The sequence below is a fragment of the Fructilactobacillus sp. X2R1C3 genome, from assembly GCF_059901425.1.
Genome location: NZ_JBWXUW010000001.1, coordinates 274,324 through 293,181 on the forward strand (window position 1 = coordinate 274,324; position 18,858 = coordinate 293,181).

The window sequence follows — 18,858 nt, forward strand, 5'->3', positions numbered from 1 at the left end:
AATTATTCTAGGATATAATAGGAACGGTTTAAAAAGGAGTAGGATCGGAAATGGAGTTCCGTATAAAACGTTTCATTAAAAATGTAAACGTTCGTTATTTTTTGGCTTTTGTGGTCGTAGCATTAATTTTCATTGGGATGTTTAGTTACGCATCCCCACTTTATTATTTTGATTATTCGCCCGACGTCAACTGTTTCTTTACGGTCGGCAAGGGTATGATGCACGGGCTAGTTCCGTACAAGGATGTTTTTGAGCAAAAGGGGCCATACGTTTATCTGCTTTATGGGCTCGCTTATTTAATCAGTCACTATTCGATTATTGGAATTACCATAGCAGAAATAATTGCGTTAGCGACCTCGTTATTTTTGGTTTTTAAAACCGCTAATTTATACGTTAGTAAACCAACTGCTTCAATTTTGGCGCTGATAACGCCTTTCTTCTTAATGTTTCAAGAGTATTTTACTTACGGTGGTCTGGTAGAAGAATTCGTATTTCCGATGATTTTGTCGGCCATTTATTTAACTTTTAAAGCATGCCACAATCATTTTGCGATTAGTAACGTGAACTGGCTAGTTCAAGGATTCCTAGTCGGGGTGGTTTTTTTATCTAAATATACGTTGTTGGGAACGTGGATTGCGTTTTACATTATTTTTGCGCTGGTTTATTTGTACCATAGAAAATTTCGTAATCTTTTTAAGATGATCCTTGCAAGTGGCGTTGGTTTTTTGGCCGCAATAGTACCCTGGGGAATTTATTTTTTCGTTACTAACTCGTTTAAAGCCTTTTACGACGTTTATTTTGTTTCCAACATGACGGTTTATAGTGCCTCGGCTAATGGTGGACTTTTCACGAAGATTGCTGGATCTTTAGCCATCTTTAGTGAATTTTTAATTGATAAGCCGCAACTTTTTGTTTTGGGTGTAATTCCGTTAATTCTTTTTGCCGTCTTTAATCATGGAGCGGGAAAGAATATTTTTTTGTGTATGATGTTTGTGAGTGCTTTTTTTGCTGTATACAGCTATACTCCAGACACCTTATACGTTTATTACCAATTAGCGTTTATGCCGTACGTTCTTGTAACGTTGGTCGTTCTAATTGCAATGGGACTAAATTATAAGCAAATTACATTGCCTAGTAAGCGACTTGTTTCGACGTTTATTTTGATGACGCTTTTAGTCCTGTTCTTTACCATGGGGGTTAACGGCAATTTTCAGAAATCAAAGTTATTTCCAAATAACAATCAGGAGACGCTCGATCCGAGTGATCCGCAGACTGCACAAGAAAAGTTTGGCAAGATTATCAGAAAAGAGAGTAAGGGGACGCCAACCCTTCTTAACTACGGATATCTTGACCTTGGTATGTACACGGTATCAGGGGCTCTTCCCACACAGTATTATTTCCAGATCAACAATATCTCGTATGATAAGAACCCGAAAATGGTTGAGTCACAGAACAAGGTTGTCAAAAAAAAGGCGGTTGAATGGATTGTAGTAAAGACCAATCAAGCTGATTCAATCAAAACGTACTTTGGCAGACACTATTCTACTAGACCAGCATCGAAAACCCTGTTAGAGAATTATCGAGTCGTATCCACTCATGAACAAAAGGCTCCCAATAACCGGAAGTCAGTATATTGGTTATTAAAAAGAAAAGCATAATCTTAAAATAAGGTTATGAAGTCCGATGGCTCCGCGTTTGAGTGGAGGAATGTGGTATAATTGCTTTTATTATTGAGTGTGAGCTTAAATTCTTAATGATTGGAAGAACAATGTATGTTAAAAAAACTAAAAACTAAACCTTATTTATTTGGTTTAACGTTTGTAGTAATGAGTATTATCATAATTCTACTTTTGTCATTTGCTTCACCGTTCTATTATTTTGATACATCACCTGACAGTAATAATTTTTTCACTGTTGGTAAAGCAATGTTTCACGGAATCATTCCCTATAAGGATGTTTTTGAACAAAAGGGGCCCTTTGTTTATTTGCTTTATGGACTAGCCTCACTAATCACAAAACGATCGCTCGTTGGAATGGTACCGTTTGAGATTATTGCGATGATCATTATTATGACCATGGCTTACAAGATTGCTAGATTATACTTGTCACAGAATTGGTCATTTGTAATTTCATTGTTCATGCCAGTCTTTTCCGTGCTTCAGCCATTTTATGACTATGGTGGTTCGGTTGAATTCTTCGTATTCCCAGCCGTTTTATACTTGATTTATGTTGCTTTAAAGGCTTGCCAAAATGATTTTGATATCAAATGGTGGGAATGGATGATTCAAGGATTCATGGTCGGAGTGGTCTTCTTTTCGAAGTACACTTTACTTGGTCCGTGGATTGGATTTTATGTCTTTATGTTTGTCTTCTACGTCTATCATCACCGCTTTAAAGAAATGTGGCGATTGATTTTCTTTAGTGGACTAAGTTTCTTAATCGCACTTGTTCCATGGTTAATCTACTTCTTGGTAACGGGAAGTCTTAAGTCCTTTATCCACGTTTACTTTACCATTAACATGACCGTTTACGGTTCCTCTGGAATTGTACCAACGAAGATTCTAATGGCAACTGGATTCTTTATGAAATTTCTGACGCAGTATCCGATCACGGTGGTCTTTGGTCTCTTGGGCTTAATCTATGTTTTATTTGACCATGAAATCTTTAAAGACGGAATTTCAAAGTCGCTCTTCTTGTTCATGATGATTGTAAATGCGATTGTAGCTGTATATGGTCATACCTTTGGTAAAATCTATCAGTACTATCAATTAGCGTATTTCCCATTTATCATGGTAACAACGATCTTTGTACTGGTGTTTTTTATCAGACACTTTGAATCTAACAGAAAGCTCGCTCTCCCTTGGACGTTTGTTGTCGTAACACTATGTATGGCCTTAACCTTTGTCCTTGGATCAAACAATAACTTTATTTATTCGAAGTTGCATCCCCAAAATTTATACGTTACTCTTAATCCTAAGAAGGGGCAGTACCAACAACCTGCTCAAGTTTCGTTTGGAAAGATTATTAGAGACGAGAGTAAGGGAACTCCGACTCTTCTAACATACAGTCGTTTGGAGAATGGTTTTTACACTAGTTCCGGTGCGTACCCAACTCATTATTTCTTCGAACGTAATAATATTCCTAGCCGCGCTTATCCTAAAATGATGAGATCAGCTAACAAGGTGGATCAGAAGAAACAAGTTCAATGGTTGGTAATTAGGGTTGACAATACAAGTAACAAGAGTAACGCTGAGTTGTACAAGTACATGAGCAGTGGCTCTAGAAAGGGTGGACGTGATGCGTTAATTAAGAATTACAAATTGCGTAGTAGTCATGCCCAAATGTTTGAGGAAAGACGAGCTACCTATTACTTGTTTGAAGCTAGGTCCAAACCTAACCCTAATGCAAAGAAAATGATAAAAGAACATAAGTTTTATTAAATTAGTGGAGTTTGTCAAATTGGCAAACTCTGCTTTTTTTGAGGGATAACGGAGGTTATATGGAATATTTAGCAACAATTGGATTGATTTTACTTTCAACGTTGATTTTAGGAGTTTTAAGTCAAAGGATTGGGATGCCGGCGGTGGTAGGAGAGATTTTGGCCGGCTTATTAATTGGACCCGCGGTTTTGCACCTGGTTAGTTTAAATCATCTGGTTTCGGTTGGATCCGAAATTGGGGTCATCTTTTTGATGTTTATTGCGGGATTAGAATGTGACTTCGAGCTGGTCAAGAAGTACTTAAAGCCAGCCGTTAGCGTTGCCATCTGTGGGGTCATTTTACCGGTGGTCGCTTTTACCCTTTATGGTCAAATACTGGGCCAGGGGATTGAAAGAGCGCTTTTTTGGGGAGTAATCTTTTCAGCCACTTCAGTATCCATTAGTGTCGAAGTGCTTCAAGAGTTTGGTAAGCTGAAATCGGTCGCGGGAGCAACCATTTTAGGGGCTGCAGTGGTTGACGATGTGATTTCAATTATTTTGTTGAGTGTTTTTTCAAGTGTGTTTGGGACGGGATCAGGATCTAAAAACCTGTTTGTTCTGTTTACGTTTCAGATCTTGTTTTTTGGATTGATTTTTGTTGTCATCAAATGGATTGCACCTTGGCTCATGCGGTTAGCTGACCTTCTTCCTGCCAATTCAGCCGTGTCGATTATGGGGATTAGCATTTGTTTGATCATGGCATATCTGGCTGAAGCAGCCAATCTAAGCACGGTGTTAGGGGCGTTCTTTGCTGGAATTGCAATTGGGCGTACGCCACTTCATAATCAGGTGATTGAAAGTGCTAATCGAATTGGTTATTCCTTCTTTATCCCAATCTTTTTTGCTGCAATTGGGATGGAGATGAGTTTTAAGGGGCTTTCAAGCACGTGGTTAATTGTTGTAGTAATGACCATCCTAGCAGTCCTTACCAAGTGGATTGGATGTGGTATTGGAGCAAAATTGACTGGATTAACCCTAAAAGACGCTAATGTGGTGGGTGCAGGAATGGTGTCAAGAGGTGAAATGGCTCTCATTGTCGCTCAAATTGGATTAGCTAGTCATCTACTTGCTCCTGAACTATACTCCGAGATTATTATGGTAATTGTACTTTCGACGATCCTTTCACCAATTATGCTTAAGTTCAGTATTAAATCAGTGTAGTTTTTGATTTTTTGGTACAATGAAAGAAACAGATAAATGGGGCATTTTTATGATTAATGAAATTGACGGTGGAACGATTGTTTTTAAGTTAAAAGACGACCAACCACTATATTTACTTTTAAAAAGTGCAACTAGTGATTTTTGGGGATATCCTAAAGGCCACGTTGAGGGAAATGAAACGTTACAACAGGCTGCTAAACGTGAATTAAGAGAAGAAACGGGAATTCATGGTCAAATTGATGATGGTTTTGATGTAAAGGTCGAGTATGACATGAAGAATGGCCACCACAAAGTGGTAACTTTCTTTGTGACGAAAGTTCCGGTTGACACTTCGGTTACCAGACAGAAGGAAGAGATTAGTGAAGATCGTTGGTGCACTTACGAAGAAGCTTTGAAGTTAGTTACATACGATAACTTGCTTCCACCACTTAAAAAGGCCAACGAATACATTGAGGACCACTATGTCAAATAAACGATTTGTAATTGTGATTACTGGAGCCGCTGGCACTGGTAAGACCACTATCTCGGATTATTTAATGAAAAAATATGGGATTCCTAAGGTGATTACTCATACGACTAGGGCACCACGAGATCAAGAGAAAGATGGAGTGGATTATTATTTTGAATCGCCGACAAGTTTTAAAGAACTTCATCTTTTAGAATCAGTAAAATACTCAGGGCACTGTTATGGATCATCGTACGAAGGATTAGATCGTGCTTTTTCAAAGTCTCCCATTGTTTCAATTGTGTTAGACACGAAGGGTGCCATTACGTACAAGGATCGATTAGGAGTAGAAGCGGTTGTTATTTTTTTGAAAGTTAAAGATCCGGCTGAGCTTAAAAAGCGCATGATTGATCGTGGGGACACTCTAGCTCAGATTAAAGTTCGGATGGAAAGTAAAGAAGACGCGCGTGATTTAAAGCTTCCAGCTGCTTTGGAAAATCGGTCAATTGTGATTGATAATGAGAAATGGAGTCAAACTAAGAATCAGATTGATCAAATTGTACTAAATCTAAAAAGCCAACTTTAAAGAATTCTTTTATCGACTGGAATAAATTCTTTACTTTTAAGTGCAATAATTAAGCTTCACAAAAGAGAATATACGTTGAGAGGATGATTAAATGCCAAATCGAGTGCCACCATTTCTTACTCCATTTGCCATTATTTCAATTTGTTTAGCGCTAGGAGCTACCAATATTGTTGTTAATAAAGCTACCAATACCCATGAGGGTGCTAAGGTTACTACCCATCAAAGTCAGAAACGTTCTATTTTTGACTTTAAGAAGAATAATGACAACAATAAGGGCAATAAGGATCAGAACTCGAATTCTAATGACGATAATAGTAAAAATGAATCCAATAGTTCTGGGACTAAACAAGATAATATGAATAATAACAATAACGCTGGTAATAGTAAGTCACCAAATAATGAACAAGGTAAAACAACTTCTGGTGGACAGGAGCAAAATAATTCGACCAGCACGAATGGAAATAATTCGGAGACTGGTAATAACAATCAGAAGACAACTGATAATAACGGTGGAAATACCGAAAAATCAAGTCAGAATACCGGAAATAACGGTAATTCTAATAACGGTACGGGAACTACTTCTAACAATACTCAGAATAATACCCAAGCCAATACGACTAATCCTGGGGGTGAACATTAATGTTTAGTTTTCTAGATATTATTAATCATTATCTTGGATATATAACGATTGAAACAAACACCAAAAGCCGAATTTACGTCATTTTAGGGATTCTAGGCGACTTTTACCTTTTGTACGTTGCCTACCGTTTTGTTGTAAATGGTTTTATGATTAGGGGTTTTCTAGTCTTCTTAGTTGTCTTGATTTTGGCGTACTTCTTGTACCTAAACATCATGTATTACTTTACTAAGAAACGGGCGAAGTTTGATGTTACACCGGTCATTAATAAGGTCTTACACATTCAGCCCAAGGAAACTGATCAACAAACCGAGGCGCGTGGTGGAAGCCGTCGTTATCGTAATATTCCGGCCAACGGTTTATTTGATGAAAGAAAAACGATGCCAGCTAAATTGGAATCGACAATGAGTGAACGACATAACATTCATCAGTTAGCCGATACCATGATTACCAAAAAAGTTGCGAGTGATGATTACAATGGATTGGGCGATCGGGCGCTTCTTTCCGAAATTAAAGCTAATCCTAAGCATCGCGTCTACGCTTTGGGTGATGGAGTGTTAATTCCTTACTTCGATTTAAGAGAAGAAAATGGTCAGTATGAAGTATATGCAGGGATGAATCAGGTTAATTGTGAACCCGTTGGTCACATTGTTAAAGCTGGTTTTGAGGATATTCAAAGGATCGATAAGAATAAAGTTAAGTTGTATCTAGCTGAAGCCTTTTTGGTTGGGGGAAGATACAAGACTTCTGGTCGAGCTGGCTTAATTGATGGGGCTGACGACTATGCGGTTCAGATTAAAATTGCATATCAGAAAAAATAAGAGATCTCAACGAGATCTCTTATTTTTTCGCCTTATTTCTTTTGAGAGTAACTTCAAAGTAATAGATTGGAATCCCGAGTGCAACAATTCCTAGTGAACAAACGACCCCAATGAAGTCTGATCCAATTTCTGAACAGATTACGAAAAGGGAGGCCAAAATAGCTACGATTGGTGTAAATGGATACAGTGGAACTGAGAAAACTCGCTTTCGGTCGGGGTGACGTTTTCTAAGGATGAAAACTCCAAAGAATGCCATCACGTAAAAACAATAGACGGTAAAGATACATAGTTCTGAGAGCCGGTCGGCATCAAAGAAACAGATCATGATGATTACGATCATCAGAACAGCAGCGATTGAGACTACTGGCGTTCTGGTCTTCGGATTGAGATAAGCTAACTGCTTAGAGAATGGAAGTTGGTTTTCTTTCGCCATGGCATACATGATACGGGGGAAGGTCATGATTTTTCCGTTCATGCAACCGATGATTGAGATAATGATACCGATACTTAAAATCTTTCCACCAATCATTCCAAAATCTTTGTTAGCCATGTATGGAATGGCATTTGTTCCAAGATCATGAATTTTCTGAGGTCCAATGCTTTTTAAAACACCGTATGAAACTAGCATATAAATGGCAATGACGATTAAAATTCCGAAGGTGATAGCGCGTGGTAGCATCTTTTTGGGGTTTTTGATTTCCCCACCAAGGTTAGCAACTAGGATCCACCCGTCAAAGGCAAATAGAGTGGCTAACATGGCAACTCCAAAACCACCAACGGAGGAATGGACGTCACTAACACTCTGAGTAAAAGCATCGGCGTGACCAAAGAAAAGTCCGAAGATAATAAGCGCTGCGACTGGGACGAGCTTACAAATTGTAGTAATGATGGAAAAAGCCGCTCCAAATCGATTGGGAAAGGTATTTAATAGACCAACCGCAACAACTGCAATGATTGCGATTGGGATGTTCCATTCTGGTGAGATATGAAAAAAGTCACCTAATAGGATGGCAAGATAAGCTCCAAGTGAAGCGATCATCGCGGGACCATAAACAATGATCTGCATCCATCCTGATAAAAAGCCCCAAAACTTGTTATAAATAACTTCCATGTATGCGTATAGTCCACCAGTTTCAGGGATTTGTGAGGCAATCTCGGCAATTGAAAGTCCCGCAGCTAAGGTCAAAAGTCCACCGGCTAGCCAAGCTAGCATGGCACCAGTTGCAGATCCCGCGTCATTTAGGACGGCCGCTTGTCTAACAAAGATTCCAACTCCGATGATGGTTCCAACTACAAGTGAGAGTGCGGACCAGATTCCTAAAGAACGGTTTAACTTTACATTTGACTCTTCTTTTGGTTTCTTCATATAAAATTCCTCCCTTTGAGAATAAAAAAGTCCCTGACAACTAAATGTCAGGGACGCAAATGTGCGCGGTTCCACCCAAAATTCTCTGAAATATTCAGAGCGCTTTTTGTTGTGTATTAATGTGTTTTAAGAGGTGGTTAAATAAAGATTAGTCAGCCAACTTCCAGAATAACGTTGGCTTCTCTTGGACGGTTTCTTTAAATATTGTTCTCTTAAATTAGTATAGGACCATTTAACCGCGATCCATATTAAATGTCAATGGGATTTTATTAATTAACTTCGTATTTTTGGTATTTTTTAGCCGATGTTTCGGGAAGTTCCACTTTCAGCCTGGTTCCCCGATCGGTGTAGTCAGTTTGATAGACCGTTTCGTTTTCATTTAGGTCTGAAACCACTTGCCCATTACTGAAAGGAATGAGGTATGTCTTTTTGACGTAGTCTTTAAACAGGTTTTGAGAAATTACGTCGATTAATAAATTAATTGAATCAGGGTCAAGAGCTGACATGATGATGTTATTGCCCTCGCGAACGGGGTAATTTTCTCCACTCTTATCAGCTTTATTGAAGACCTTAATCATGTTAATATCAGGGACTCCAATTTCTCTTAAAGTCTTTTCAGTAGTTTGCATCATTAGTTCTTGGTTGGGATCGGAGTAATCAACCACCTGTACCAAAAGATCAGCGTTGCTGGCCTCTTTTAAAGTTGATTGAAAGGCTTGAATCAGTTGGTGGGGAAGTTGACTGACAAAACCAACCGTGTCGGTTGCAAGAAAGCGCTTGTGATTTGGCAATTCAATCTTTCTTACACTCGTGTCCAAGGTAGCAAACAGCATGTTTTTAACGTTGACTTCTTTTTCCTCGTTTTCACCAAATCGTTTTACCAGTTGATTCATAATCGTGGATTTCCCCGCGTTGGTATAACCGACAAGAGCGATGGTTTTTAAATCATTTTGTTTGCGCTTTTTACTTTGAGTGTCGTACGATTTGTCAATTTCCTTTAATTCGTGACGAACGTGCGTGATTTGATGTTGAATGGTTCTCCGATTCAATTCAATTTGAGTTTCACCAGCACCACGGTTAGCTAGTCCGCCACCAGCAGACTGTTGGTCTAATCGTTGACTAGCACTAGTACGAAGCCTCGGGAGTTGGTAGTTTAATTTGGCCAGTTGGACCTGTAACTTCGCTTCACGAGAACGGGCACGGTTTGCGAAGATCTCCAAAATCAAACCAGTTCGGTCAATGATTTTAGCGTTCGTTAGTTTTTCTAGATTTCGAATTTGACTGGGACTGAGTTCATCGTTTGCTACAATGATGTCTGTCCCAGTCGTTTTGACGAGTTGTTCTAGAAATTCAACCTTACCTTTGCCAAAGTAGGTTGCCGGATCAGGATGATCCAATTTTTGGGTCACAGTTTCAACGCTGTGCATGTTGTTTGCAGTGACCAAGTTGTTAAGTTCCTCCATTGAGTACTGAAAATTGGCGTCATTTAAGTCTAAACCAATTGTAATTACATCAGTAAAGTTGTCGATCATTTATACTCCTTTAGACTGGATCTGAAATATTGTTATAGTATTTGATAACGTAATCACCATCTTTATACTCAACCTTAGTGACGCTGCCATTCTGAATGGGTTCACTAATATCGATATCGCTAAAACGACTAACGATACTGCGAATGAGAGTTCCATGAGCGGTGATGAGAATATCATCGCCATCTTCAGCATTGTTAACGATTTCGTCCAGTCCGGTTTGAACTCGTTCCCAAAACTGTGAATCATTTTCGGCATCCCCGTATGGATCGGCGTCAGCAATCATGTCGCGGGTCTTTTCCATCGTATAAGTGGCGATCATTTGACCATATGAATCAGCGCCGGACGGTCCCCCGATGATGTGCCAAACTTGTCCCATGTCATTGCCCTCAAAGTATCCAAAATTTTCTTCTCTGAGGTTTTCCATTTCGATCGGTTCAATTAGTCCTGATGGATTTTCCTTTAGGATTAGTTCAGCAGTGTCACGGGCCCTTTTGGTATCACTACTGTATGCCTTGTTGAAATCAACCTTATTAAGGTGTTTTCCGGCATCGATTGCATCGGTGATTCCCTTATCGGTTAAAGCTGAATCTGCCCATCCCTGTAAGCGATGGTAACGATTCAAATATGTTTGGCCGTGTCTGACAAAATATAAATTGATTGAAGTCATTTTTATTTCCTCCTGATTCACTAGTTGCTTAATTCTAGCATATTTTAACGTCCAAGATAAACGGGACGGGTGGAATTGGTATAATTTAGTAATCATTTAAAATAATCATTATATTGTTTTACGTAAATCATCGTGAACCAGATAAAAAATCCACTGACTAAGATGATGTCAGTGGATTAATTAATCTAATTTTGTGATGCTTCCGGGTTAAAATCACTTCTGATTTGAATGCCGGTTCCCTTTTGGGCGGAGAAAATAATTTGATCGCCTAATCTTAGGATCGTTTCACCGGTCGGGTGAAGTAGTTTATGGTCGCGAAAGATTTCGTTAATGGTAATGTCATTACTAAAGGGAAGGTCTTTAATTGCAGTATTGGCCAAACTCGGATTAGTTAGTTTAACTTCATGGAGAACTGATTCGTTAGATTCAATCATCTTAAACGTTGACGGGACCTCAATCAACTCTCTTAGCATGGCAATATTGACGGCAAGGTTGTTATATATCTCAACTCCTAGAGAGAGGAGTTCATCTTGATGCTTATCAAGGACGTCGCGATTCTCAAAACGAGCGATAACCCGTTTGACACCATACTTTTTAGCCGATTTGGCCAATTCGTAACTTTTCTCTGAATCAAAGTAGGCCATTACAACGATGTCGCAGTCAAAATAGCCATTGTCGATTAAGAATCTTGGGTCAAGTTTAGAAACAAGATGAACATTAGCCTGACTGTTATACGAGCGGTAGTGTTCCTGATTATCAGTGTATACGTTAACGTCGTACCACCCAGTGGAAAGTTGTTGAGCAACTGGGATGGTAGTTAAGTTAACCCCAAAGAAATTAACCTTAATCTTAGGATAGGTTTCTGGTTCGACTTTAAAGGCTTTGTTAAAGACCAGTGGTCCAATGATACAGGTAATAATCGCTGCAAGCAAAAATGCCCCAGACTGTTGTGATGTGATTACCTTCATCCCCTTAGCAACTTGGAGGATTGCTAGAACCATGGTAATGGTTGCACTCGGGAGGGCCATTCCAGCCAGTGAGTTTTGCTTATTGAAACGTAACCTAAAGATGGGATAAAGGCCTAACTTCGCTATGATGTAACTAGCGAAGAAGACGGGGATTAAGACCAAAGTCGCTGGGTTTGACAGTAACTCTTTGACATTCAAACCGACACCACTCATGATAAAGAAGACCGGGATGAAGAGCCCATATCCAATTGAATCGAGTCGATCCTTCGTGGTTTCTGATGGTTGTAGTAATTTGTAGACCATTCCACCGATGAATGCCCCTAAGATATCCTCTGATCCAACAAAGACGGCAATCGTTGATAGTAAAACGATGATGAAGAAAGCTAACCGAATGTCAATTTGGGTGGTTGACTTATTGATTTTGTCTGAAAACTTGAAGAAACGTTTGAACCACCACAGTAAAAAGCCTGCTACGACAAATAGAATCAGGATGAGCCATAATGATTTACTGTCGGTTCCAAATACCGAGGCGTAGATCGTTAAGGCAAAGATCGGTAACACTTCACCAAGGGCGGCAATTAACAGAATGGTTTGGCCAAAGGCGCTTCCAGTAACGTCTTTTTCCTTTAAAGCTGCGATGACCACACCAAGTGAGATGGTAGCAAACAAGATTGAAGCTAACCAGAAGTCACTGAATAGTCCGGTTAGTTTACAGAAGTATCCTAAAATTAATGCTAGAATGATAACCGTTGCATAACCCATAAAGGCTAGTTGAACGGAGGAAAATCGTGGAGCAGTTTGGTTTGATTTTTTTTCTAGTTCACTGGGATTTTTGTTTTTGGGCTTAAATAAGGAAAAATCGATTTCCATTCCACTCAAAAACAGTAGGACAATTACACCAATCTTGGAAAGAATGGATAAAATGTTTGAGTCAGAAACGATGTTGAATAAACTGGGGCCTAATATGATTCCAACTAAGATTTCAACGACTGCGGTTGGCAGCATTGAAATGTGGAATCGTGCCATCACTAATGGAGTTATTAAGGCCGCAAGTAGAACAATTACTAATGAGATTGAATCCATATTACGATCACCTTGGTTTATATATTTTGTTCAGCTGAGTTAATATGTTAGAATATTTAGTCAAGTTTAGCAAGCAGGAGGGATTATCCGTTGGAAAATTCAATTAAAGATGAAGAACAGAAGCACCTTGATTTTGTTGAAAGCAAAATTGAAATGGCAGAGGTCGATGCTGCTAAAAAAATTAAAAAAGCGAAGGGTGACCAATCGGAAATCCAAAAGAACTTTTTTAACGATGTTCGTTTAAAGACAAGTACATATAGTGGACAGATGGAGACGGGCGTCTCGGTTAGACAGCAACAACAATTACTTTCGGAGCGTGAGAACCGCTGGAAGAACGCTGCAAGGGACCTTGATACGCTAAAACGGCTGGACCAAAATCCCTACTTTGCTCGAATTGATTTTCACGAAGAAGGCGAGAAGCACACCGAGACCATTTACATTGGCCTAGCGTCATTTACCGATAATCCAGACGATTATCTGGTGTACGACTGGCGGGCACCTATTTCTAGTATTTACTACGATAGTGGGATTGGTGAAATGACGTATGATTCACCAGCTGGTCCCCAAAAGGTTGACGTAAAGTTAAAGCGACAGATTGAAATTAAGAACGGTAAGATTGAAACCATCTTTGACACAGACGAGGCCCTTGGGGATAACTTACTTCTCGAAAATCTCAGTCATCAGTCTGATACCAAAATGAAGAGTATCGTTACCACGATTCAAAAGGAGCAGAACCAGATCATTCGTGACACTGATTCTGATTTGCTTTTTGTTCAGGGAGCGGCCGGATCAGGAAAGACGGCTGCGGTTTTGCAACGAATTGCATACTTACTTTATCGTTATCGTGGCAATTTGAATTCGGGTCAGGTAATTTTATTTTCACCTAACCAGTTGTTTAATGACTACATCAATGAAGTTTTACCCGAATTAGGGGAACAAAATATGGTTCAAATGACGTATTACCAATATACTAACCGCCGGGTTCCCCACCTGGAGGTTGAAACCATTGGTGAACGCTTTGTAGAAACCCATGAAAAACACCAACAGAAGGTGGTTGACTTTAAGAACAGCCTAGATTTCTTTGATCTAGTTGGAAAGTACGCCCACCATTTAAATAAGGAGAACTTTCAGTTTAAAGACATTAAATTTGAAGATAATGTATTTATTTCAAAGGAAGATATTAGCGAAATTTACTACAGTTTTAACGAGAACTATAACTTACGAAATCGTTTAGAAGCTACTAAGGAAGAACTTAATAAGATTTTAAATCGTCACATTGGTAGTGAGATGAAAAAGAAGTGGGTTGAAGAGACCATTGAAGGACTTGACCAGCAACAGCTTCAGGCAATTTATGCTAAGTATGGTGAAAGCATGGATAATCCTGATAAGGAATATAATTTCTTAGCTAAAAAGATTGTTCAAAACGCCTTTAGAAATGTTAGAAAGGCCATTACTCGTGGTCGGTTTGTTAGTATCAATCGTCAGTTCGTTAATCTGATTAGAAACGTTCCTCGGATTACCGATTTGAGTAAGTACGGAATTGATGAACAGGAATGGAATGACGGGGTTGAAAAATCAATTGAGCGATTGAAAAATGGCAAAATTAGTGATGCTGATATTTCAATTTATCTTTACTTGTATGATTTAATATCTGGGAAACGTCCTGATATTCACATGCGTTACCTGTTTGCCGATGAAGTTCAAGACTATACCCCATTTCAGTTGGCTTACCTCAAGTTTAATTTTCCGAGGGCAAAGTTTACTTTACTAGGAGACCTTAACCAAGCGATCTTTACTCATGAGAGTAGCAATAGCCTTTTGCGGGAAATGAAGACGATGTTTGATCCCGAGAAAACCAGGGTCATTGAACTTAATAAGTCTTATCGGTCAACCGAACAAATCACTGATTTTACCAAATATCTGATCCCAGATGGCAGTAAGATCCAATCGTTTGCTAGAAGTGGTGAGCTTCCTAAAATTAACGTTGTCAAAGACTTCAATAATGGAATAAACGTTTTAAAGAATACGATTCAGGCAAATGATCAAGCAAATGATACCACGGCCGTCATCGCTAAATCGTTAGACGAGTGTCGACGGGTTCATGATGAGCTAAAAGAAGATGGGATTAAATCCACGTTGATTCAAACCGAAAATCAGCGGTTAGTAAAGGGTGTTATTATTGTTCCAGCTTATTTAGCTAAAGGACTCGAGTTTGACGCCGTTGTAATGTGGAATGGTTCTAAAACGGAATATCCAACTGAACGTGATGACCAGTTAGTGTACACAATCTGTAGTCGGGCGATGCACCGTCTGGATGTGATTTCGGTTGGAGAGTTATCACCGACGTTCAAGGACGTGCCTAAAGATGAGTATGATTTAGTGACCAAGTAGGTGAATTTTGTTGAAGGATTTTTATGAATTCAGTAAAAATGAATGGAAGCAGTTTTATCCAAATGAATCGGCTCCGATTACACAGGCTAATTTGGAAAGATTAAAGGCCTTTAATGATCAGATCTCACTTGATGATGTTTCTGATATTTACATGCCATTGGTACGCTTATTGGAACTGGCTTCCAAGCACTACCAAGATTGGGAACTTACTGAAAGTGATTTTCTAAAGCGTAAAACGCCTAAAATTCCATTTATCATCGGAATTTCGGGAAGTGTAGCCGTGGGGAAATCAACCGCAGCGCGTTTACTTCAATACCTTTTTACTGATTTATTACCGGACATGAAAACGCAACTAATCACGACTGATGGGTTTTTGTATCCAACTAAAATCTTAAAAGAAAAGGGCATTCTCGATCGCAAGGGATTTCCTGAAAGTTATGACATGGAATCATTGATTCAGTTCTTGGTTAAGATTAAGGCTGGCGTAAAAGAAGTCAAAGCGCCAGTATACTCTCATCAAACGTATGACATTATTCCTCATCGTTATGATGTCATCACCAATCCCGATATTTTAATCATTGAGGGAATTAATACACTTCAAATTCCTGATCATCAGAAGCTCTACATTGGTGACTTTACTGATTTTTCGATCTATATCGATGCTAAGCCGGAACTAATTGAGACCTGGTACCTTAACCGCTTTAAGAAGTTGATGAAAACGGCCTTTAAGGATCCGACTAATTATTACTATAAGTACGCAAAAGAGGAACCGGAACAGGCGGTTAAAATGGCAGAGAACGTTTGGAAAACCGTCAATTTACCGAACTTAAATGAGTATATTTTACCAACACGTGAAAGAGCCAACCTTATTATTCATAAGGGTGAGGGGCACATTGTTGATAAAGTTTATCTTAGAAAATATTAAAGTAAAAATCGTTCAATCGTTATAATTCAATGATTGAGCGATTTTTTTATGGAGAAATAGATTAAATGGTTGCATAATCTACAAATGTAGATTATGATTAAAAATGAATTTACAAATGTAAACCGTAGGTTGGAGGTGAATTATTTGGATCAAACCAAAAAAATTGAAGAAATTACGCCCGCTGAATGGCAGATTATGCGATTGATTTGGACGATGGGGGATAGCTCATCACGAAAAATCATTGACACGATTGCGAAAAAACGTGATTGGAAAGAGTCCACGATTAAAACATTACTTAGTCGATTGGTTAAGAAGGGATTGTTGACTCGGTCTAAAAAAGGACGTTATTTTGTTTATTCGCCAACTGTTAACGAACAGAATGCGATGAATCTAAGTGCGGAAGAACTTTTTGAACAAATGTGTGACATGCGTAAGGGTCAGACCATTATGGATTTGATTAGTCAAAGTAAGATTAGTAAGAGTGACATTCACAAGTTAGGTGAAGTTTTGAGACAAAAGTTAAAAACCGCACCCGATAAAGTGGATTGTAACTGCTTGCCAGGCGATATGGGCATGGATTGTCAGTAGAAAGGAGCTTTTTAATGAAGGATATGAACAATGGAAAACATGATTCAATGGGGAAAATGAATATGAATCATGATGATCATAATATGAAAAATATGAACCCCCAAAACGGTAATAATAACCAAATGAACATGAAGAGTAATTCTAAAATGAAAATGGACCACGGCTCGATGAAGATGGATCATGGATCCATGAACATGGGGAACGGTTCAATGGATATGGGCGGCGGCCACATGATGAACATGGGTAACTTCAAACGGCGCTTTTGGATTTCATTGATTATTACGATTCCCATCTTGCTGCTTTCTCCGTTTATGGGAATGAAATTACCGTTTCAGATTACCTTTCCGGGGTCTGATTGGATTGTAATGATTCTTTCAACCATTCTGTTCTTTTATGGTGGTCAACCATTCTTTAGTGGGGCCAAAAATGAGTTGAAAAATCATGCTCCGGCGATGATGACGTTGATTACACTTGGTATTTCAGCTTCATACTTTTATAGTTTGTATGCTTTTATCATGAACACCTTCATCAATCCAAACGGTCATGTGATGAATTTCTTCTGGGAACTAGCAAGTTTGATTGTCATTATGCTACTAGGTCACTGGATTGAAATGGATGCGGTTATGAACGCGGGTGATGCGCTTAAAAAAATGGCTGCGCTCCTTCCAAGCACTGCCCACTTGGTTGAGCCTAATGGAGAAACCAAGGATATTCAACTAGACCAGCTAAAAACTGGCGACGTTGTTTTGGTTCAACCGGGTGAAAAAGTTCCAGCTGACGGCGTGGTTGATTCTGGAACTAGTGCTGTAAACGAAGCTTTAGTAACTGGTGAATCGAAGGCAGTCACTAAGAAAAAGGGAAGTAAAGTAATTGGTGGTTCCGTTAATGGTGATGGTAGTTTGCAAGTCAAGGTTACTGCCACTGCTAAAGATGGATACTTAGCTCAAGTTATTAAAATGGTACAAGCCGCCCAAAAGGAAAAGTCAAAGGCGGAAACGTTAGCTGACAAGGTTTCACGCTGGTTGTTCTATGGCGCTCTGATCATTGGAATCCTGGCATTGGTCGTTTGGACGATTCTAAGCGGATTAAGTTATGGGCTTCAACGAATGATTACGGTTCTAGTTATCGCATGTCCTCACGCTTTAGGATTAGCGATCCCACTAGTTGTGGCTAGAAGCACCTCAATTGCCGCTCAAAATGGACTGTTAATCAGAAATCGTCAGTCAATTGAAGAGGTTAAACGTTTGGATTACGTCTTCATGGATAAGACTGGGACTTTGACTGAAGGAGTCTTTCAGGTCAATGAGGTAGTATCTGATTCAGACATGAGTAACGAAGAACTTTTGACTAAGTTTGCTGATCTGGAAGCTAATTCCAGTCATCCTTTAGCTGCTGGAATCCTAGCTAAGGCTAAAAAGGAGCAAGTTACAGTCGTCCCAGCCAAAAACGTTCAAGCCATTCAAGGAGTTGGACTAACGGGACAAATTGATGGAAAAGAGTATAAGATTGTAACCGCTAAGTATCTGACTGATAATCACTTGGACTACGATCAGAAACAATTTGATGATCTTGCTAGTCAGGGTAATTCAATTAGTTATTTGGTAAGTGATGATAGAGTACTTGGTGTGATTGCCCAAGGAGATGTTCTTCGTCCTAAGTCAATTGACTTAATTAAGGCACTTAGAAGAATGAACATTACTCCTGTGATGCTCACTGGTGATAATGACTTGGCCGCTAAGCGAGTTGCTCATCAGTTGGGTGATATTGATTATCGTTCAGAACTCCTCCCTCAAAACAAAGAAGAAATTATTAAAGAGTACCAGAGCAAAGGCAATGATGTCATGATGGTTGGTGATGGTATCAATGACGCTCCCAGTTTGTCACGTGCTAACATTGGAGTGGCTATCGGTGCTGGAACTGATATTGCCATCGAATCGGCTGACGTTGTTTTGGTTAGAAGTGATCCAGAAGATATCATTGATTTCTTGGATCTTGCCAGAGCAACTAACCGGAAAATGGTTGAAAACCTCTGGTGGGGAGCTGGCTACAATATCATTGCCATGCCCCTTGCTGCTGGGATCTTAGCTCCGATTGGAATTATCCTTTCTCCAGCCGTTGGTGCCTTGATTATGTCGGCTTCAACCATCATTGTGGCTGTGAATGCGTTCACCCTTCACATGGGAAAGATTAAAGAATAAACAATTAATTTG

General features: G+C 39.3%; 15 protein-coding genes. 11 read left to right on the top strand and 4 right to left on the bottom strand.

What is annotated here, in order from left to right:
• The first annotated feature begins 50 nt into the window (after positions 1 to 50).
• The 7 genes from AC6UDD_RS01365 to AC6UDD_RS01395 all read left to right on the top strand — a co-directional run bounded on the left by AC6UDD_RS01365 (position 51) and on the right by AC6UDD_RS01395 (position 7,128).
• Entirely contained in the window at positions 51 to 1,658 is a 1,608-nt protein-coding gene (locus AC6UDD_RS01365) for an ArnT family glycosyltransferase (RefSeq protein WP_500717808.1), read from the top strand.
• Between the two features lie 114 nt (positions 1,659 to 1,772).
• Positions 1,773 to 3,440, top strand: coding sequence for a glycosyltransferase family 39 protein (locus AC6UDD_RS01370; protein ID WP_500717810.1), 1,668 nt, complete (start codon positions 1,773 to 1,775; stop codon positions 3,438 to 3,440).
• A gap of 59 nt (positions 3,441 to 3,499) precedes the next feature.
• A complete protein-coding gene (locus AC6UDD_RS01375) occupies positions 3,500 to 4,639 on the top strand; it encodes a cation:proton antiporter (protein ID WP_500717812.1) in 1,140 nt (379 codons plus the stop codon).
• Between the two features lie 49 nt (positions 4,640 to 4,688).
• On the top strand, positions 4,689 to 5,111 hold the full coding sequence (locus AC6UDD_RS01380; RefSeq protein WP_500717815.1) for a bis(5'-nucleosyl)-tetraphosphatase: 423 nt from the start codon (positions 4,689 to 4,691) through the stop codon (positions 5,109 to 5,111).
• Positions 5,101 to 5,670: a guanylate kinase gene (locus tag AC6UDD_RS01385; RefSeq protein WP_500717817.1), complete on the top strand. Its 570-nt coding sequence runs from the start codon at positions 5,101 to 5,103 to the stop codon at positions 5,668 to 5,670. The genes AC6UDD_RS01380 and AC6UDD_RS01385 overlap by 11 nt, the downstream gene beginning before the upstream one ends.
• A gap of 91 nt (positions 5,671 to 5,761) precedes the next feature.
• On the top strand, positions 5,762 to 6,310 hold the full coding sequence (locus AC6UDD_RS01390; protein ID WP_500717819.1) for a hypothetical protein: 549 nt from the start codon (positions 5,762 to 5,764) through the stop codon (positions 6,308 to 6,310).
• Entirely contained in the window at positions 6,310 to 7,128 is an 819-nt protein-coding gene (locus AC6UDD_RS01395) for a DUF6681 family protein (protein ID WP_500717822.1), read from the top strand. Before AC6UDD_RS01390 ends, AC6UDD_RS01395 begins: the two co-directional genes overlap by 1 nt.
• Before the next feature lie 19 nt (positions 7,129 to 7,147).
• Here the strand turns inward: AC6UDD_RS01395 and AC6UDD_RS01400 are convergent, their stop codons facing one another.
• From AC6UDD_RS01400 to AC6UDD_RS01415, 4 genes are all read right to left on the bottom strand, one after another.
• Positions 7,148 to 8,494, bottom strand: coding sequence for an APC family permease (locus AC6UDD_RS01400; RefSeq protein WP_500717826.1), 1,347 nt, complete (start codon positions 8,492 to 8,494; stop codon positions 7,148 to 7,150).
• 269 nt (positions 8,495 to 8,763) lie between these two features.
• Positions 8,764 to 10,026, bottom strand: coding sequence for a GTPase HflX (gene hflX, locus AC6UDD_RS01405; RefSeq protein WP_500717832.1), 1,263 nt, complete (start codon positions 10,024 to 10,026; stop codon positions 8,764 to 8,766).
• Positions 10,027 to 10,036: 10 nt separating this feature from the next.
• A complete protein-coding gene (locus AC6UDD_RS01410) occupies positions 10,037 to 10,693 on the bottom strand; it encodes a histidine phosphatase family protein (RefSeq protein WP_500717836.1) in 657 nt (218 codons plus the stop codon).
• A 185-nt stretch (positions 10,694 to 10,878) separates the two neighbouring features.
• A complete protein-coding gene (locus AC6UDD_RS01415) occupies positions 10,879 to 12,744 on the bottom strand; it encodes a cation:proton antiporter domain-containing protein (protein WP_500717841.1) in 1,866 nt (621 codons plus the stop codon).
• 90 nt (positions 12,745 to 12,834) lie between these two features.
• Here AC6UDD_RS01415 and helD point away from each other — a divergent pair, with 90 nt between their 5' ends.
• The 4 genes from helD (at position 12,835) to AC6UDD_RS01435 (ending at position 18,846) form a co-directional block, all read left to right on the top strand.
• Positions 12,835 to 15,135: an RNA polymerase recycling motor HelD gene (gene helD / locus AC6UDD_RS01420; protein ID WP_500717845.1), complete on the top strand. Its 2,301-nt coding sequence runs from the start codon at positions 12,835 to 12,837 to the stop codon at positions 15,133 to 15,135.
• A gap of 10 nt (positions 15,136 to 15,145) precedes the next feature.
• Positions 15,146 to 16,060 carry a type I pantothenate kinase gene (gene coaA, locus AC6UDD_RS01425; RefSeq protein WP_500717850.1) on the top strand — a complete coding sequence of 305 codons (915 nt, stop codon included), beginning with the start codon at positions 15,146 to 15,148 and terminating at the stop codon, positions 16,058 to 16,060.
• Positions 16,061 to 16,195: 135 nt separating this feature from the next.
• Positions 16,196 to 16,648, top strand: coding sequence for a CopY/TcrY family copper transport repressor (locus AC6UDD_RS01430; protein ID WP_500718102.1), 453 nt, complete (start codon positions 16,196 to 16,198; stop codon positions 16,646 to 16,648).
• A gap of 14 nt (positions 16,649 to 16,662) precedes the next feature.
• A complete protein-coding gene (locus AC6UDD_RS01435) occupies positions 16,663 to 18,846 on the top strand; it encodes a heavy metal translocating P-type ATPase (protein WP_500717852.1) in 2,184 nt (727 codons plus the stop codon).
• The last annotated feature ends 12 nt before the right edge of the window (positions 18,847 to 18,858 follow it).

What these genes read in the sequence shown, in the direction of transcription:
- AC6UDD_RS01415 (WP_500717841.1), bottom strand. Translation starts at nt 12,744, where the DNA reads ATGGATTCAATCTCATTAGTAATTGTTCTACTTGCGGCCTTAATAACT.
- AC6UDD_RS01380 (WP_500717815.1), top strand. Translation starts at nt 4,689, where the DNA reads ATGATTAATGAAATTGACGGTGGAACGATTGTTTTTAAGTTAAAAGAC.
- AC6UDD_RS01400 (WP_500717826.1), bottom strand. Translation starts at nt 8,494, where the DNA reads ATGAAGAAACCAAAAGAAGAGTCAAATGTAAAGTTAAACCGTTCTTTA.
- hflX (WP_500717832.1), bottom strand. Translation starts at nt 10,026, where the DNA reads ATGATCGACAACTTTACTGATGTAATTACAATTGGTTTAGACTTAAAT.
- AC6UDD_RS01365 (WP_500717808.1), top strand. Translation starts at nt 51, where the DNA reads ATGGAGTTCCGTATAAAACGTTTCATTAAAAATGTAAACGTTCGTTAT.
- AC6UDD_RS01435 (WP_500717852.1), top strand. Translation starts at nt 16,663, where the DNA reads ATGAAGGATATGAACAATGGAAAACATGATTCAATGGGGAAAATGAAT.
- AC6UDD_RS01375 (WP_500717812.1), top strand. Translation starts at nt 3,500, where the DNA reads ATGGAATATTTAGCAACAATTGGATTGATTTTACTTTCAACGTTGATT.
- AC6UDD_RS01410 (WP_500717836.1), bottom strand. Translation starts at nt 10,693, where the DNA reads ATGACTTCAATCAATTTATATTTTGTCAGACACGGCCAAACATATTTG.
- AC6UDD_RS01370 (WP_500717810.1), top strand. Translation starts at nt 1,773, where the DNA reads ATGTTAAAAAAACTAAAAACTAAACCTTATTTATTTGGTTTAACGTTT.
- AC6UDD_RS01395 (WP_500717822.1), top strand. Translation starts at nt 6,310, where the DNA reads ATGTTTAGTTTTCTAGATATTATTAATCATTATCTTGGATATATAACG.
- AC6UDD_RS01390 (WP_500717819.1), top strand. Translation starts at nt 5,762, where the DNA reads ATGCCAAATCGAGTGCCACCATTTCTTACTCCATTTGCCATTATTTCA.
- AC6UDD_RS01385 (WP_500717817.1), top strand. Translation starts at nt 5,101, where the DNA reads ATGTCAAATAAACGATTTGTAATTGTGATTACTGGAGCCGCTGGCACT.